16 protein-coding genes are annotated in these 16257 nt (G+C 53.8%); 15 read left to right on the forward strand and 1 reads right to left on the reverse strand.

What is annotated here, in order from left to right; genetic code table 11:
- Position 1: 1 nt before the first annotated feature.
- From mce to ACIQT8_RS00725, 8 genes are all read left to right on the forward strand, one after another.
- Positions 2-412 carry a methylmalonyl-CoA epimerase gene (mce, locus tag ACIQT8_RS00690; RefSeq protein WP_400962314.1) on the forward strand — a complete coding sequence of 137 codons (411 nt, stop codon included), beginning with the start codon at positions 2-4 and terminating at the stop codon, positions 410-412.
- A 38-nt stretch (positions 413-450) separates the two neighbouring features.
- Positions 451-1341 carry an alpha/beta fold hydrolase gene (locus ACIQT8_RS00695; protein ID WP_400962317.1) on the forward strand — a complete coding sequence of 297 codons (891 nt, stop codon included), beginning with the start codon at positions 451-453 and terminating at the stop codon, positions 1339-1341.
- A 177-nt stretch (positions 1342-1518) separates the two neighbouring features.
- Complete coding sequence (locus tag ACIQT8_RS00700; protein WP_400962320.1) at positions 1519-2502, forward strand: quinone oxidoreductase family protein; 984 nt, start codon at positions 1519-1521, stop codon at positions 2500-2502.
- Between the two features lie 66 nt (positions 2503-2568).
- Positions 2569-3495 (forward strand): LysR family transcriptional regulator, encoded by a 927-nt coding sequence (locus ACIQT8_RS00705; protein ID WP_400962323.1) that lies wholly within the window; start codon positions 2569-2571, stop codon positions 3493-3495.
- A 136-nt stretch (positions 3496-3631) separates the two neighbouring features.
- The gene (locus tag ACIQT8_RS00710) at positions 3632-4546 is read left to right on the forward strand and encodes an NAD(P)-dependent oxidoreductase (RefSeq protein WP_400962326.1); all 915 of its coding nucleotides are present in this window, start codon (positions 3632-3634) and stop codon (positions 4544-4546) included.
- A 171-nt stretch (positions 4547-4717) separates the two neighbouring features.
- Positions 4718-5005 (forward strand): YciI family protein, encoded by a 288-nt coding sequence (locus ACIQT8_RS00715; protein WP_400962329.1) that lies wholly within the window; start codon positions 4718-4720, stop codon positions 5003-5005.
- Positions 5006-5299: 294 nt separating this feature from the next.
- Complete coding sequence (locus ACIQT8_RS00720; protein WP_400962332.1) at positions 5300-6316, forward strand: nucleoid-associated protein; 1017 nt, start codon at positions 5300-5302, stop codon at positions 6314-6316.
- Complete coding sequence (locus ACIQT8_RS00725) at positions 6294-7481, forward strand: hypothetical protein (protein ID WP_400962334.1); 1188 nt, start codon at positions 6294-6296, stop codon at positions 7479-7481. The genes ACIQT8_RS00720 and ACIQT8_RS00725 overlap by 23 nt, the downstream gene beginning before the upstream one ends.
- 101 nt (positions 7482-7582) lie before the next feature.
- Here ACIQT8_RS00725 and ACIQT8_RS00730 read toward each other — a convergent pair whose 3' ends face one another.
- Entirely contained in the window at positions 7583-9175 is a 1593-nt protein-coding gene (locus tag ACIQT8_RS00730) for an amidase (RefSeq protein WP_400962337.1), read from the reverse strand.
- A 384-nt stretch (positions 9176-9559) separates the two neighbouring features.
- On the opposite strand from ACIQT8_RS00730, the gene ACIQT8_RS00735 reads away from it, so the two are divergent.
- From ACIQT8_RS00735 to ACIQT8_RS00765, 7 genes are all read left to right on the forward strand, one after another.
- Positions 9560-10723, forward strand: a complete 1164-nt coding sequence (locus ACIQT8_RS00735; protein ID WP_400962340.1) for a transporter substrate-binding domain-containing protein — start codon at positions 9560-9562, stop codon at positions 10721-10723.
- A gap of 5 nt (positions 10724-10728) precedes the next feature.
- On the forward strand, positions 10729-11355 hold the full coding sequence (locus ACIQT8_RS00740) for an ANTAR domain-containing response regulator (protein ID WP_400962343.1): 627 nt from the start codon (positions 10729-10731) through the stop codon (positions 11353-11355).
- A gap of 305 nt (positions 11356-11660) precedes the next feature.
- Positions 11661-12890, forward strand: coding sequence for an ABC transporter substrate-binding protein (locus tag ACIQT8_RS00745; protein WP_400962346.1), 1230 nt, complete (start codon positions 11661-11663; stop codon positions 12888-12890).
- A 46-nt stretch (positions 12891-12936) separates the two neighbouring features.
- Positions 12937-13803, forward strand: coding sequence for a branched-chain amino acid ABC transporter permease (locus ACIQT8_RS00750; protein ID WP_400962349.1), 867 nt, complete (start codon positions 12937-12939; stop codon positions 13801-13803).
- Entirely contained in the window at positions 13803-14837 is a 1035-nt protein-coding gene (locus tag ACIQT8_RS00755) for a branched-chain amino acid ABC transporter permease (RefSeq protein WP_400962352.1), read from the forward strand. Before ACIQT8_RS00750 ends, ACIQT8_RS00755 begins: the two co-directional genes overlap by 1 nt.
- A complete protein-coding gene (locus ACIQT8_RS00760; protein ID WP_400962355.1) occupies positions 14834-15556 on the forward strand; it encodes an ATP-binding cassette domain-containing protein in 723 nt (240 codons plus the stop codon). The genes ACIQT8_RS00755 and ACIQT8_RS00760 overlap by 4 nt, the downstream gene beginning before the upstream one ends.
- Positions 15553-16248, forward strand: a complete 696-nt coding sequence (locus ACIQT8_RS00765; RefSeq protein ID WP_400962358.1) for an ABC transporter ATP-binding protein — start codon at positions 15553-15555, stop codon at positions 16246-16248. Before ACIQT8_RS00760 ends, ACIQT8_RS00765 begins: the two co-directional genes overlap by 4 nt.
- The last annotated feature ends 9 nt before the right edge of the window (positions 16249-16257 follow it).

Below are 16257 nucleotides of genomic sequence, written 5' to 3' on the forward strand. Positions count from 1 at the left end.
CATGCTTGAACGACTGAACCATATTGCCATTGCAGTTCCTGATCTCGAGAGCGCCATAGCGTCATACAAGCGGCTGGGATGTACCGTCTCGAGCCCGCAGACTCTTCCAGAGCACGGAGTAACCGTGGTCTTCATCGAACTTGAAAACACAAAGATCGAACTGCTTCATCCTTTCGGTCCGTCATCACCGATCACGTCGTTTCTTGAGAAGAATCCGGCGGGTGGGATACATCATTTTTGCTTGGAGGTTTCGAACATCGAACAGGCAAGCGAAGCGACCCGAAACAGCGGTGTGCGTGTGCTGGGGGACGGTACGCCAAAGATTGGAGCACACGGCAACAGGGTAGTGTTCCTGCATCCCAAGGACATGAACGGAGCACTCGTCGAACTTGAAGAGACAGGACTTCACTAGATACTCAGGCTTGGTCGCAGCTCTGGAGGGACCACGTAATGCCACGTATTGCTGCTGGCGTACTCGACATAGCTTACAGTGACGTTGGTCCTGTCGACGGCCCCGTTGCCATACTGTTGCACGGCTTCCCTTACGATGTGCGGTCCTATGATCAGATCGCAACGCACTTGGCAAATTCTGGTATCCGATGCGTGATACCCGAACTTCGCGGCTATGGTGCTACGAATTTCCTTTCCCATGAAACGTTTCGTTCTGGGCAGCAGGGCGCACTCGCGTCAGACCTCATCGCTATGATGGACGCTTTGAAAATTTCAAAGGCGGTGCTTGCAGGATACGATTGGGGCGGGCGCGCAGCTTGTATTGTTGCGGCTCTCCGTCCGGAAAGAGTTTTGGGATTGGTAAGTTGCGGAACGGGATACAACATTCAGGATTTGCGTAATCCGGAGCGGCCTATAGCTCCGGATCAAGAGCACCGCTTCTGGTATCAGTACTACTTCCATTCCGAGCGCGGAAGAGCCGGACTTACGCGTAACCGGAGCGATCTCTGTCGACTTCTATGGAAGCTCTGGTCTCCGTCATGGGATTTCAATCAGACCACTTTCGACCAGACGGCAGTGTCCTTTACCAATCCTGATTTTGTCGATGTGGTGGTGCATTCCTACCGGCATCGCTTTGGTCTGGTCGCAGGCGATCCAAGATATCAAGACATTGAGCGTGAGTTACTTCGCCAGCCCACAATTTCGGTTCCAACGATCGTCCTCCAGGGACAGGACGATGGCGTTGATCCGCCGACACGAGCAGGCGAGTTGGGTGCCAAATTTACGGGTGAATACGAATACCGTTTGCTGCCCGGGGTGGGGCATAACGTTCCCCAGGAGGCTCCGTACGAGTTCAGCGCGAGCGTAGTGAACCTGCTGAAAATCTCCTGAGCTGTTGATTACGTGTCATGACGTGGCTTTGTAGTGGGAGTGAAAGCGCAGACTGTCAAAAGTTCTTCGAACATAGCGGAGACCCACATCTCTGAAAAATGAACCTGCACAAATATGCGTGGGAATGCGTAACCTTACGGGCCATTGTTAGGATCCCTAGTCAAATGAGGATCTCCGATGGCGACGACCGCGCAAAGCTTCAAATTTCAAAAAACGGGTTCGGCTGAAGTACTCGAATGGAGAGAGGAGCCGCTGAGTGCGCCGCCAGCAGGTCAGGTGCAGGTTCGCCACGAGGCGATTGGTGTTAATTACATTGATATCTATCATCGTAGTGGAACCTATCCACTGCAGCTACCAAGTGGCATTGGGGTTGAAGGCGCAGGAACGATCGAGGCTGTCGGGGAAGGTGTCGAAGGCTTCAAAGTTGGTGACCGTGTCGCCTACGTTGGCGGTGCGCCTGGTGCCTACTCAACTGTTCGCCACGTCGCAGCAGCTCGTGTAGTCAAGTTGCCCGACGCGATCAGCGCTAAAACCGCCGCAAGCCTAATTTTCAAGGGGCTGACCGCTGAGTATCTCATTCGGCGGTGCCACGAGGTAAAGGCTGGTGACACTGTGCTTTGGCATTCGGCCGCTGGTGGTGTGGGGAGTATCGCCTGCCAATGGCTTCGTCAGATTGGAGCCACCGTCATAGGGACGGTCGGATCAGAGGATAAGGTGGAAGCCGCGAAGGCTAACGGTTGCGCCCACGTCATCGTGTTGAAAGACGTGGATCTGGCTGCTCGGGTCAAAGAGATTACCAACGGCGAAGGCGTATCCGCCGCGTATGACGGCCTTGGTGGGGATGTCTTCTACAAGACACTCGATTGCGTGCGTCCTCGTGGCATCGTGGTGTCGTTCGGAACCGTGGCTGGCCCAGTCGCACCGCTTGATCTCGGTGCCCTCGGTTCTCGAGGCTCGCTATATGTGACGAGACCCTCAATTGCCCATTACACGGCGAAAAGAGAGGAACTTGAGGCCGGAGCAAAGGCTCTGTTCGATATGATCGACAATGGTCACGTCACTGCAGGGGAACCCGTAACATACACCCTTAGAAATGCTCAAAAGGCACATCGCGACCTCGAATCTGGGAAGACCAAGGGATCCGTTCTTCTAATTCCTTGAATTAGGGGCAGGACTAGAAAGGCGCGCCGAACGGGCGCGCCAGATGTCCCGTGCATAGGAGGATCGATGGGAAACAGGAAGAAGGACAACACCTGGGACGGATTTAGATACTTTCTGGCCGTAGCGCGAACGGGCACGCTCTCGGCTGCAGCGCAGCAGCTCGAAACAGAACACACCACGGTCGGTCGGCACATCAGGATGCTGGAAGAAAATCTGGGGTGCCAACTCTTTCATCGAAGCAATCACGGTTACGAGTTGACAGATCCCGGCGCAAAGCTTCTGAGCAAGGTCGAAGCTGTCGAAGGAGCTATCGTTGAAGCCCGAAGCGCGACAGCGGATGAAAAAGAGATATCCGGTATCGTAAGGATAGGGGCTCCCGATGGTTTCGGTACGGTGTTTCTCGCGCCAAAACTCGTTGAACTGCGCCGGAGGCATCCGGGCCTTCATGTCGAAATCTTCGCGACCCCACGCGTGTTCAGTCTCACGAAACGTGAGGCAGAGATAGCTGTGAGCCTTTCGGCACCCAGCCAGCTTCGCGTCGTCTCCCGGCGGCTCACCGACTACCGACTGTTCGTGTTCGCTTCGGAAGAATACCTTGCCTCAGCTTCGCCGATCACGTCAGTCCGAGACATGGAAAGACATGAGTTCGTCGGCTATTCGGAGGAGCTTATGTTTTCTCCTGAGGTAAGCTATCTGAAAAGCGTGGGGCCTGACGTTGACGCTGGAATACGAAGCGTGAGTTTAGTTGCGCAGGCATATGCTGCTCTCGCCGGAGGCGGCCTCTGTGTCCTTCCCGCCTTCTTCCACGATGCCTTTCCTCGGCTTATCCCGGTTTTGCCAACGGCGTTTTCGCTGCAACGACAATTTCACATGCATATCCACGAGGACCACAAGAAAGCGCCTCACGTAAGAGCTGTCGCGACCTTCATCGCCGAACAGGTTGCCCGCGCATCGACTCAGTTCGACGGTAGCCAAGTCCTCGAAGGCGCATAACCAGGGAAACCACGCTGGTCTTTTTTGCACAACGGGTGGGCGGCTATTCGACTTTATTGCTCGAAGTTACGACGTACTCTGCCCCACGGTGTCGGTCACATCTCGCCGACAGAGGATAACTAGGAGGAGTTAGACAATGACGAAAATTGCTTGGATCGGACTTGGCTTGATGGGTAAGCCGATGTCGAAACACATGCAGAACGCTGGATACGAGGTGGTCGGATTCGATATCGATGCGACTGCACGCGAGCAGTCCCGCGCCCTCGGCCTGCCAGTTTCCGACACTCTGATTGCAGCAGTCAAGGATGCAGATGTTGTGTTCACGATGGTGCCTACTGGGAGCGATGTGAAGGACGTTCTCCTTGGGCCGAACGGTGTATACGCAAATGCCCCGAAGGGCGTTCTTGCAATTGATTGCTCAACAATCGGTGTCGACAACGCTCACGAAATCCATGCGGCAGCCAGAAATGTTGGCTCGGAATTCATGGAGGCTCCGGTTTCCGGTGGCACCGAGGGTGCTCGTGACGGCAACCTGACCTTCATGATCGGTGGCGACAAGAAGAACGCGGATCGCGTGACAGAGCTCCTACAGCCAATTGGTGACTATATCGCCTACGTCGGTGGCGACGGAGCAGGTCAGGCAGCAAAAATCGTGAACAACCTCATCATGGGCGTTTGCGTGACCGTCAACTGCGAAGCGACCGATTTGGCTAACCGCCTGGGTCTCGATCTCAAGGCGCTTTACGAGATCGTTTTGCGTTCCTCAGGCAACAACTGGGCCTTCAAGCTCTGGAACCCAGGGGTCGGCGTTGTACCCGAATCTCCTGCATCGAACGGCTACAAAGCTGGTTTCAAAACTTGGCTGCTTGCAAAAGATCTTTCGCTGGCCTTGGAGGTCGCACGCAATGCCGGCTCGAATGTCGCAACGGCTGAGGCCGCGTACGAGTTGTTGAATGCGCATATCAAGGATGGTGGCAAGGATATGGATTGCACCTCGCTCGTGCTATCTCTTGCCAAGCAGGGTCACGAAGCGCAGCGCAAAGCATCGTAAGAGCTTGCGCTCACCAAGCCGAGATCCGGGCGGAAATCAGTTGCTCACTGCCCTAATATCTTCGGCTCGTTCGGGACTGCGTGCTGACCGCAGGCGGTCCCGAACAGCTTGACCCAGCAAAACGTCCTGCCGCAGCCGAAAGGCAAACATAGGACCTCCGAAAGGCGTAAAATGCACATCGCTATCTATTGCATAGATAATCCAGCTACACCGGGGCTCCGGCAGAAGCATTACGACGAACATCGCGCATATCTTCGTGATCAGAACACCGTGAAGATCCTGATCGCAGGCCCACTGCTTGCGGAGGGATCTGAGGAAAAAATTGGAAGCTTGCTTGTCGTTGAGGCCGACGACCTCGTAGCCGCACGAAAGTTCAGTGCGAATGACCCATTTGGAATTAATGGTGTCTGGCGTGATGTGAACATTCATCCCTACTTGAAATCGACAGACAACCGCTAGACCGTTAGTTCGGTAGGTTCCCGAAACCGTTATGTCGGCACACCAGCCTCCGGCGTGCCGATTTTTTTTGGCATTTATTCTGGGGTGCGGCTAAATCCGCTTGAGGAAGCGCAAGCTACCATCTCCATCAACATTGGGTGTTCACGCGTTTGGTCGGCGGGTACACGAGCAGTATGCCAAGTGCCGATCAGCAACAATTGGCAATGCTCAACTAATGTCGTTCAGATCTTCTCGTTATACTTGTGTTCTTTCTGAGACTCACGTCTTGTTCCGTGAGCTTGAAGGAAATTGAAATTGACGAACGTAATCAAGAAAGTTGCTATTCACGATCTCGAAGCTGCCGAACGGGGATTTGGGATCAAACTCGGTAAGAATGACCTTGCCGTAACGAACACGGCTCAACGTGTTATTGATCTACTATACAGTCTTTACCACCGCCGAGCATCGAAGTCGCATGGCAAGTTTGCTGATGACGAGACCAACTACCCGACACAGACGCATGTCCGGGAGTATGTTGATTCCAACTACGGTGATTTCAATGCATTAACTTCCGCCATGATGCTGACCCTTAAGAAGGAGGCCAGTCAAAAAAATGCGCGCGGCGGTCACGTTTTTTTTGCCCACTTTGAACGAGACGCGAAAGACTATCTGCTTGTCGCGATCATCAATGATACGCTCGGCGCAGCCCTCACTGAAGAGCTGGATGTCGAGGATGTGAAGCATCTGGACATGGAAGGCTTTCGTTTTGCTGGCCGCATAAACATGACAGGGTGGTTGGCTGGCGAAGACCGCTACATCAGCTTTCTCAAAGGCAAGGGCGATATCGCCGAGTACTTCAAGGAGTTCTTGGGTTGCGATACCTCCGTCGCGGAGCGATACGATACCCAGGCCTTGGTGAAGGCAATCGGTGACTATGCGGAAGCGAACGGATGGCGAGGCGAGGAAAAGCAGGCTTTCTTAAAGAAAGCGAAGGATATTTGCGAGAGACTGGCAAAGGGTCAGCAGGAGCTGTCGCTTTCGGCGTTCTCCAATGAAATGGAGCCGGAAAATCCGGATGCACTGCTTGAAACTCTGACAGATCCGGAGAGAAAGCTAAACGATCACTTTGTACCACATCGCGGTAGTCTGGCGCGCTTGGTGCGGTTTCAGGCGAAAACAAAACACTGGAGCCTAGAGTTTGATCGTGAGGCTTTGAATTCCGGTCCCATTTCTTTTGACAAGGAAAACAACGTTCTGATCCTTCGCGAATTACCGCTAGATTTGTTGAATGATCTGCGTTCAGATATTGATGATGGAAAATCTCTCGTTTGAGCATTTATTAGAAGTCTACAAGCGAATGGTCATCGAAGATGACCGTGAAGGGACTCTTACGCTCAACGACGACAACATCGTTTCCATCGTAAAACTCGTAACAAAAGAAGAAAACCACAGCGCGGCGCAGATTTCCTTACTGGAAGGCGAAGACAGCGACATTGTCCTCGGGCGCACGCTTCGCCTCCATCTAGCTGCGCCTAAAAAATCACTTGGATGGTTGGTCAATGATTTTGACGCGCTGCTAAAGGTTGACGGCGCGCTCCTTAGACAACCGGATAATTATTTTATCATCGGGCCGAAGATAAGCAGCAAGGACCATCCACCGCAGTCCCTTCAAATTCGATACCGACAAATGATTTCGGTGATGGAACTTGTTGCGGAGGCTGCTGCTTACGTCGATAAAACACGTCAAGAGATGGTGTTCGTAACCGATAGCAAGGTCGCTATTCCTCTCCGGCTTTCTGAACGGCAAATGCTCGATATCAACTTGTCCGATGTGGCAAAGCTTTGCGCGGTGTTCTCGGATTCAATGCATAAGGATCAGAAGCTTGCGATACTGTCTCAGGCGGTGGTCAAGCTTGTGGCGAGTCAAAAGCCGCAATCCAGGCTAGCGTATCTCTTGCGCAATCTTGATGCGATAGTTGAAGAGGTCGCGAACGGTTATCGGCTCTTTGCATCGAGTTTCTCTTACTCGAAGATCAAGGGTGAAATGGAAGCCGCCCGTGTCGATCTAATCGGGAAGATTCACAAGACGATCGTTGACATCCAAGGTCAGTTGCTGGGTATCCCGGTCGCAACCATTGTTGTCGCGACGCAACTGAAAGAGGCTCCCAATTGCGGCCTGCCGTTCTGGAGCAACACTGCAGTAATTTTCGGTGCCTGGGTGTTTATCGCACTGCTTACCGTCGCAATAATCAATCAGTATCTCACATTGACGGTAATTGAGCAGGATGTCTCACGACAGCAAACAAAGCTTCGTAACGAATTTGCTGCCTTAGGAGATTCCATCACAACCGCCTTTGATAATCTTCAGTGGCGGATTACCTATCACAAGATTGCGCTCGTCGTTATTGCCGTCGTGGCCATAGGGGCTGCCTGCATAGCGACCGCCTCATATTCTTACCTCAATGGCAAATCCGTTATTTCGTGCATCGCAGGCTAAGCCGACTCCTGCATAACGTGATCTTTGGCAGAAATGACCACCCAATGTTGGTCGAAGGTGTGGTAGCCCGGCAACCGCACAGTTCCCGGGCTCTGTGACACTTATCGCCGATACGCCCCTTCGCCCGTAGCTTCATACGCTGCTGCTGCCCTAAAGATGGTAGCCTCATCGAAATGTCTCCCGACAAGCATCATGCCGACGGGCATTCCGTTGATTCCGCCAGCCGGCAGGGTGAGAGCAGGGTGGTGGCTAATATCGAACGGCGCAGTATTGAACGCCATCGGATGGGATGTTTTGAGCTCGACTTCCAGCGAAGTATTCTCGTCAGGAAGCGGGAGAGCAGTCATTGGCGTAGCGGGCATCAGGAGGAGATCTACGTCCTCCAGAAGTTTGTCGTACTCCGCACGGAGCATGCGCGCCGCATTCCAGCCCTTCGCATAGCCCACATATCCAACATTCTTTTTCACGTGCTCTGCGATGAAAAAGAACAGCTTGATGCTCGCTGGAGCGTCCTTCACACCAGACACATTGTCACGAGCCCATTCCATGAGCGAGATCGGGTACTCGTCCGGGCGGAAGATAGAGATCCCATGGGTGTTCAGAGCGGTCTCGGACATTCCGATCCAGCCCAGCGTGATCCAGATATCGAGACCATGCTTATGCAGTGGCGCGGAGACATCGACCAATGTCGCACCGAGACTTTCGAGTGTTTTTGCCGCCTGACGAACTTTCTCAGTCACGAGGGGGTCGCTGCCCGGGACCTCGAAACCTTCCTTGAGAATGCCAATCCGCAGCCCTTTCACGCCTTGTGTGAGGGCTGCCATGTAATCACCTGGCAGATGGCCTTTCTGCCGTTCGTCCACACCGTCCGGCCCTGCTATTACGCTTAGCAGCAATGCGCAGTCTGCCACGTTTGCTGTCATGGGCCCAACGTGGTCGAACGATGCGTCGAGCTGAGCAATGCCAGTGTATGGAACGAGGCCGTAGGTTGGTTTGATGCCGACAATGCCGCTGAACGAGGAAGGCATGCGGATCGATCCTGCCTGATCAGCTCCAAGGGCCATGTCCGCTTCGCCTGTTGCAACAACTGAGGCCGAACCCGACGATGAGCCCCCCGCCGAAAGTCCTTTGCCCCAGGGGTTTTCGATGCGCCCCGCAGTGGAGGTGTGGCTGCTGCCCGAAAAGCACAGGTACTCGCAATGGGCCTTGCCCGCAATTGTACCGCCTGCTGCCAGGATGCGACGTACGACTTCGGCATCGAAATCTGGCACGTAGCCGTCGAAGATGTTTGATCCAGCCGTCATAGGAAGCCCTGCAACAGGGATACTATCCTTGATGGCAACAGTTCGTCCGGCAAGTGGTCCTGTCGCCGTTTCAGTGATGGATGCTTTGACGTACCAGGCGTTGTTTGGATTTTCTTCCTTGGTAGGTACGGTGTATTTGCGGCTTGAGTAGTCGGGCACTGGTCTCGACGCGACGATCTTGTCGACGATTTCGTAGTTCAACACGTTCGTGCCGACAACCTCGGCGAAGTATTTTGCGTCGTCCGCGCTTACGTTGAGTCCGAGCTTGTCGGAGATCGACAGGATTTCATCGATCGTTGGTGCAGGTATGGCCAAAGCTAACGCTCCCAGTTTAGTCCAGCGGGAATCCCCTGCGGCGACGTATGCCGAAATTTGGCTACGATCGCTCACGCTCCCGGAAGGATTTCAGTTTCGATTGAGTGCTCGACGACGCTGTCGAAACGAGGCCATTATGCTCGCGCAGTTGACGAGATCGACCTCGGTGTGCCGGACTATACAGCCGGACGGCGCGTGGCCTGTTGCTCAAGGGACGCGTTTACCGTGGGACGATATTAGCGACGATTTTGTGGTTTTGCCTAGTGGTCGAACATCGAAGTTTAAATTTTTTTTTGAGTGCGCTTTCCCCCGACCGTAGGTCGGCAGCAAAATGCGCCCTTCCGAGGTGCGTTGACATGTCGGCAAGCTCGTTGATAGTCGTGCATGTAGTAGGGGTGCTAACCTAGGCGCGAACTCTCGTCCGCCGAGCAACCATCCTCCAATCGAACAGGCTACGACATGACGCAGGAAATGTGGCGGATAGGAGTGATTCTTTCCGAAAGCGGTGTCACCAAGGACATGGAATTGCCGCAGCGAGCGGCAATTCAGCTTGCTGTCGACGAAATCAATGATCGCGGGGGCGTGCTCGGACGCAAATTTGAAGCAATCTTTCGCGATCCTGCATCAAAGCCTGCAAGGTACGGAGCCATAGCTCAGGAGCTTTGCAGAGACGAACGGGTCAACGTGATATTCGGCGCTCACATGTCGAGTTCGAGAAAAGCCATTGTGCCCGTTGTCGAGGCGAACAACGCATTGCTATTCTACCCCACGACTTACGAGGGTTTCGAATACTCCCGAAACTGCATCTATGCTGGGGCAGCTCCAAATCAAAACTCAGTCCCGCTTGTGGACTACCTGATGGAGCATTGCGGGAAACGGATTTTCCTTGTCGGTTCTGACTACGTCTATCCCTACGCCTCGAACCGGATCATCTCCGATCTCGTCAAAAACGAGGGAGGGCAGGTGGTGGACGAGCTTTACGTTCCATTGGAACTGGAGCAACGGCATATCGAACGGATTATCGCGAGAATTCGCGATGCTAAACCGGACGCTATCTACTCAACGATCGTAGGCGAGGGGATCCCGGAATTCTATTCGGCGTTCTACGCCGCAGGTTTCGATCCGAAGCAAACACCGATCGCGAGTCAGTCTACCAGCGAAGTAGACATCGCGCTGCTTCAACCCGGAGCGGCCGAGGGACATATCATCGCAGCGCCGTTTTTCGATAGCCTGCAAACACCGTCCGCGCAGGCTTTCGCATCGGCAATGCGATCACGAACGGGTGGCACCCTCCCAGCGACTGCCCCGGCAGAAGCAGCTTACTACTCGGTTCATCTCTTCGCGACGGCGTTGGCGATTGCGGGAGACGATAGCATCGATGCGCTCCTTCCGGCTCTTTACGAGGTCGAGTTTGATGCACCGCAGGGGCCAGTAAGAATAGATCGATCTACAAACCACGTCTTACTTTGGCCAAGAGTCGCTCGCGTAAAGGAAGGCGCACCTTACGAGATCGTAAGCGCTCCCGAAGAGCGTGTCATGCCGGATCCTTACCTTCTGGACTTCATCAAGCGATACGATGATCGACTTGACCAGGAGGAATCTGATCTCGCCATTTTGGGGTGACGAATATGTCTTACGCCATTCTGCGCGAATTGAGGGATCTACCCGTTGTCGTTGTACATCCATTGGACAACGAAGGTAAGGAACTTACGGAACACCTACGCCGTATCGGTTGCAAACCTCAGCTCGTCTGGCCAGTACCGCAGTCTCTTCCCAAAAAGATCGATATGTTGATCATCGCAATACGAGACGAGCAACGTGCGGAAACGAGGGCCTTTCTCAAACAAATTCCCAACCCGCGACCGCCTATTGTTGCTGTTGTCGGCTATGAGGATCCGTCGACACTGCAACTCGTACTGGAGTCCGGCGCACTCGCGGTTATCAGCTACCCGATCAAGCCGTTTGGTCTGCTGACAAACCTGGCTATTGCGCGAAATGTTTGGAACCAGGTCGACAGCAACGCCCGTGATGCCCGTCGCCTCAAGCGGAAAGTGCTGGGCGAGCAAGTGGTTGTCCGCGCCAAGACAATCCTGATGGCGACCAAAACCATCACTGAGGACGAAGCCCATCGCGAACTCCGCGAGCAAGCCATGGCAGCACGGTTGTCTATCGAGCAGTTTGCACAGCGGATTGTTTCAGAGGCATCACTGAGTTCAGACAAGGTTGCAACCCCTCCGGAAGCCGAAGGTTCCTGAACCCGGTTTCCCAGCGGATTCTATCTCATTTTAGAGGATTTCTTCTATCTTATTGTTTTTAAATGAAAATATTTTCTATGTGCATGCGACTTTCCATCTTGTGAAGTCGAAATTCATGGACTAACGTTTACTCATCGAAAGCGTCCCCTCCAGATTTGGTGGCCACGCTACGGTTCCTGATCCAGGAAAATATATGGCATCGTTGCCCGCTGCGTCCGTGAAAACCGGACCTGCGGGCTTTTTGCTTTTGCGACATCGGCGTCGCTGGGACCAGAAATTTACCATCACAAAGAATGGGGAACTCTATGGAAACGACGCGTCGCCGCTTTCTCGGCACCACTGGCATTGCTGCCACCGCACTCTTCGCTCCAGGCATTCTGCGCAACGCGCAAGCCGCCGATCCGATCCTTGTTGGATCGCTTCATGATCAATCTGGCCCACTGGCCGCGAACGGTATCCCGATGGTCGAAGCTCTCAAGCTTGGCATCGGCGAGATCAACGCCAAAGGTGGCCTTCTTGGTCGGGAACTTAAGCTGATCCACTACGACCCGCAATCCGACAACCAGATCTATACGCAGTACGCCCAGCAAATTGCGGTTCGTGACAAGGCGAACGTGGTATTTGGTGGCATCACGTCCTCTTCGCGCGAAGCGATCCGACCGGTGTTTTCGCGTTTCAAGACGCTCTATTTCTACGGCTCGCTGTATGAGGGCGGGGTTTGCGACCGCAACACCTTCTGCACTGGGACAACACCAGCTCAAACGGTGCAGAAGCTGGTGCCGTTCGCGATGGAGAACAGCGGCAAGAAAGTCTACATCGTGGGTGCCGATTACAACTTCGGCCAAATCTCGGCGAAGTGGATGCAGAAGTTCGTTCGAGACAACGGTGGCGAGACGCTTGCCGTTGAATTCTTCCCGCTCGACGTGAACAACTTCGGCGCTACCATCTCGAAAATTCAGGCGGCCAAACCCGATCTCGTTCTTTCGGTTCTTGTCGGTGGCAACCACATTTCGTTCTACCGTCAATGGACCGCCGCTGGGATGAAAGGGCAGATCCCGATCGCCTCGTCGTCCTTCGGGCTCTACAATGAGCCGCAGGTCCTCGATCAAGCCGAGACAGAGGGCGTTTATGGAACGTTCGGTTATTTTGAAGAGCTTGAGACGGATGCAAACAAGCAATTCGTATCCAAGCTCAAAGCCCAAATGCCAGCTATCCCGTATTTGAGTGAGACGGCCGCGACATCTTACGAAGGTCTTTACCTGTGGGCAAAAGCCGTAGAGAAGGCCGGAACAGTCGACCGCGTTCCTGTCATTGAGGCGCTCGAATCGGGCATCTCATTCGATGGACCAAGCGGCAAGGTCACCATCGATCATCAGACACACCACACGATCCGAAACACGTTCCTTGCGCAGGTCAAGGATCGGAAATGGAACGTTATCAAGAGCTATCCTGACGCGAAGCCGGAAGACACCGCAAGCGTCTGCAATCTCATCGAAAATCCAAACGAGAACAAGCAGTTCGAAATCTCGTTGTGATGGCCCGCGCCATCACTGTTCCTGGAATTAATCGAATGAAAGTGCGATGGATCTATATCTCATTATCCTGCTGGATGTCCTGAATAGGGCATCCGGTTTATTCATCCTATGTCTTGGGCTCGCAATCCTGTTTGGCATGATGCGTGTCATCAACCTTGCACATGGCGAATTCGTAATGATCGGCGCTTACGCGACGGTCATCTCCGCCAACGCTGGCGTAAACATTTGGATTTCAATCCTGGTGGTCGCTCCCCTTGTTACGGGTGCGGTTGGGATCGTGGTCGAACGGGTGCTTATCCGTCATCTTTACGGCCGTCTTGTGGATTCAATGCTCGCCACCTGGGGGCTCAGCCTGCTGCTCATAGGCTTGGTAACGACGTTTTTCGGTAACACGATGCAGGGTGTGCCGACACCGCTCGGCAGCTTCCGAATTGGGCTCTATTCAGCAAGCTGGTACACGATCTTCACTATTGGCGTTGCGCTGGCTCTCCTAGCCGCGACATATGGTGTGTTACGGTTCACGCGAGCAGGTATGGTCGCGCGCGCCGTGATGCAAAATCCAGCAATGGCCCAGACCCTCGGTGTGAATCCTAGTACTGTTTACATGACAACCTTTGCCGTCGGTGCGGCCGTCAGCGGACTCGCCGGAGGGATAATTGCTCCTGTGTCCGGTATCACTCCCGTTATGGGCATGGCTTTCATCGCCAAATCATTCATCACGGTGGTCAGCGGTGGCTCTGCCATTCTGGTTGGTACTGCGACAGCGTCGGGCATTTTCGGCACGATCAACCAGCTTGCAACGTTTTTCACAACGCCCGTCTACGGCGAGGTAATTCTCTTCGTCTGTGCGATCATCCTGATTAGGTTGCTGCCACAAGGCATTACTGGCCGCTTCTTCAAGGGGAGGCTGTAATGGCGCTCATTACTAAAGCAACCAAAATTGCTGCACTTATCGCTGTATGTGTAATCACCGCGTTGATGCCGTATCTGGTCGATCTGTTCACGCTGATGCAATTCACGCTCTATGCGTCAATGTCGGTCCTTGCCTTGGCTCTGGCGTTCATATGGGGCTTTGGTGGCATCCTTTCCTTTGGTCAGACCGCGTTCTTCGGGCTTGGTGCGTACGCTTACGCCATAGGAGTAATCAACTTTGGTGACTCCACACTGGCTATTCCTGTCGCCATTTTACTCCCTTCGATCTTTGCTGCACTCCTAGGGTACTTCATGTTCTACGGACGGGTAAGCGACGTTTATCTTGGCGTGATAACGCTGACAGTAAGCCTCATCCTCTTCAACGTTGTTAACTCAACGTCGGGTGACGAATACAAGATCGGAACAGCCCGTATCGGCGGCTTCAACGGTATTCCGTCTGTTCCAACGTTCAACGCAATCGGTGATCCGTCTTACGTTTTGTCTCCTGAGCAATCGTGGTGGTTCACGGGCGGTTGTGTGATTGCCATTTATCTCGTCCTCAAGCTGATCCTTGCAAGCACATTCGGCCGTATTGCCGTAGGTGTCCGCGAAAATGAAACGCGCGCCGCACTCCTAGGCTACGATCCTCGGCTGATCAAACTGGGCATGTTTGTACTCGGTGGTGCCATATCTGGCTTCGCAGGTTGCTTGTTTGTGAACTGGGGTGCGTTCGTTAGCCCTGCAGTCTTTGCGCTATCGCTGTCTGCGCAGACAATCATCTGGGTAGTCGTGGGTGGTCTCGGAACTCTCGTTGGTCCTGTCATTGGCTGTATCTTCATACAGCAGTTGGTCGCATGGGTTGGTACGCAGCAGACGCTGAACTCTTACCTGGCTTTGGGTATCGTTCTCGTAGGCTTCGTGCGGCTGCTCCCCCAGGGTATCGCTCCCACGATCGAGCGCCTCCTTGCGAGAATATTTCGTCTCAAAAAAGCGAAACCTACCGAGACCGTTGTCACCAATGGGAGGCACGCATGAGCGCGACAGCTATTCTTACTGCCTCAAACCTTACGATGCGTTTCGGAGGTGTCGTAGCTAACGACAACGTAGATTTTGTCCTAGGCGACAGGGAGCTGCGTTGCATCATCGGGCCGAATGGTGCTGGCAAAAGCACTTTCTTCAAGATGCTCACTGGTCAACTCACTCCAACGCAAGGCTCAATTGAACTCAAGGGGCGGTCGGTCGCGGGTCACAGTTCCCACGAGATCGCCCGCCTTGGAGTTGGGATTAAAAATCAGGTGCCTTCTGTATTCGAAGGTCTCACGGTCAGGGAAAACGTCTGGCTTGCTGCTCGCCGTCGCTTCTCGGGACGACAGTTGCAGGAGAAGGTAGAAGAGCAGCTCGAGCTCATCAGGCTCGGTGCTTATTCATCACGCGTCGTCGGGACATTGTCACATGGCCAGCGTCAATGGGTGGAGATCGGGACGGTCTTAGCGACGAACCCTGATCTCGTTCTCCTTGATGAACCCGCTGCCGGTATGACCGATGAAGAAACAATCCGTACGGCTGAGATCATTCTCGACATGAATCGAACGCGCGCTGTTGTCGTGGTTGAGCACGACATGCAGTTCATCAAGATGATCGCAAAGAAGGTGACCGTGTTTCACCAGGGGAAGGTGTTGGTGGAGGACGAGTTCGCAAAAGTCGTCGCAGATCAGCGTGTCCGTGACGTTTACCTTGGGAGGACAGTCGTATGAGCAGCGTCCTCGATGTTCGCGACCTTCGTGCCGGCTATGGTCGAGTCCCCATTCTCGATGGCATTAGTTTCTCGATGGGAGAGTCCGAATTCCTCGGAATTCTTGGTCACAACGGAATGGGAAAGACCACGTTGATGAAGGCGTTGATGGGCCGGATTCCATCAACGAGCGGCAGCGTCAAATTTCTCGGTGCTGAGGTAACGCATAAAAAAACGCATGACCGTTCGCGCGCTGGAATGGGCCTCGTTCCACAGGGACGAGAAATATTTCCAGCCCTCACGGTTCTCGAAAATCTCCGGATGGGAACTGCAGCGCTTCCGAAGGAAGACCACGGCATCATCGACAAAGCTTTGAGCGACTTCCCAAGGCTGAAGCGTCTACTCGACCGTCCCGGCGGAGCGCTCTCTGGCGGAGAACAACAGCTTCTCGCCTTGGCGAGATGCCTGTGTACGCAGCCGAAGTTGGTGCTTCTGGACGAGCCCACTGAGGGTATCCAACCGTCGATCATCGATGAGATCATCGATACGCTCTTGGCGAAAAAAGCTGCTGGCGAGCTGTCTATCGTGATCGTCGAGCAGAATCTCGAGTTTTTGACATCTCTGTCAGACCGCATTCTCAGAATTCAAAAAGGAAGGATCGTCGGTGTCGTCGACCCCCATGACCTTGATCAGCACGAATTGCTGGGGGCGTAGAAGCCGACA

Origin of the sequence: Agrobacterium sp. NPDC090273, assembly GCF_044772305.1 — a bacterium.
In the GTDB taxonomy this organism is placed as follows: Bacteria; Pseudomonadota; Alphaproteobacteria; order Rhizobiales; family Rhizobiaceae; genus Agrobacterium.

What these genes read in the sequence shown, in the direction of transcription:
- ACIQT8_RS00745 (WP_400962346.1), top strand. Translation starts at nt 11,661, where the DNA reads ATGGAAACGACGCGTCGCCGCTTTCTCGGCACCACTGGCATTGCTGCC.
- ACIQT8_RS00710 (WP_400962326.1), top strand. Translation starts at nt 3,632, where the DNA reads ATGACGAAAATTGCTTGGATCGGACTTGGCTTGATGGGTAAGCCGATG.
- ACIQT8_RS00695 (WP_400962317.1), top strand. Translation starts at nt 451, where the DNA reads ATGCCACGTATTGCTGCTGGCGTACTCGACATAGCTTACAGTGACGTT.
- ACIQT8_RS00755 (WP_400962352.1), top strand. Translation starts at nt 13,803, where the DNA reads ATGGCGCTCATTACTAAAGCAACCAAAATTGCTGCACTTATCGCTGTA.
- ACIQT8_RS00700 (WP_400962320.1), top strand. Translation starts at nt 1,519, where the DNA reads ATGGCGACGACCGCGCAAAGCTTCAAATTTCAAAAAACGGGTTCGGCT.
- ACIQT8_RS00760 (WP_400962355.1), top strand. Translation starts at nt 14,834, where the DNA reads ATGAGCGCGACAGCTATTCTTACTGCCTCAAACCTTACGATGCGTTTC.
- ACIQT8_RS00715 (WP_400962329.1), top strand. Translation starts at nt 4,718, where the DNA reads ATGCACATCGCTATCTATTGCATAGATAATCCAGCTACACCGGGGCTC.
- ACIQT8_RS00765 (WP_400962358.1), top strand. Translation starts at nt 15,553, where the DNA reads ATGAGCAGCGTCCTCGATGTTCGCGACCTTCGTGCCGGCTATGGTCGA.
- ACIQT8_RS00735 (WP_400962340.1), top strand. Translation starts at nt 9,560, where the DNA reads ATGACGCAGGAAATGTGGCGGATAGGAGTGATTCTTTCCGAAAGCGGT.
- ACIQT8_RS00750 (WP_400962349.1), top strand. Translation starts at nt 12,937, where the DNA reads ATGGATCTATATCTCATTATCCTGCTGGATGTCCTGAATAGGGCATCC.
- ACIQT8_RS00740 (WP_400962343.1), top strand. Translation starts at nt 10,729, where the DNA reads ATGTCTTACGCCATTCTGCGCGAATTGAGGGATCTACCCGTTGTCGTT.
- ACIQT8_RS00705 (WP_400962323.1), top strand. Translation starts at nt 2,569, where the DNA reads ATGGGAAACAGGAAGAAGGACAACACCTGGGACGGATTTAGATACTTT.
- mce (WP_400962314.1), top strand. Translation starts at nt 2, where the DNA reads ATGCTTGAACGACTGAACCATATTGCCATTGCAGTTCCTGATCTCGAG.
- ACIQT8_RS00725 (WP_400962334.1), top strand. Translation starts at nt 6,294, where the DNA reads ATGATGGAAAATCTCTCGTTTGAGCATTTATTAGAAGTCTACAAGCGA.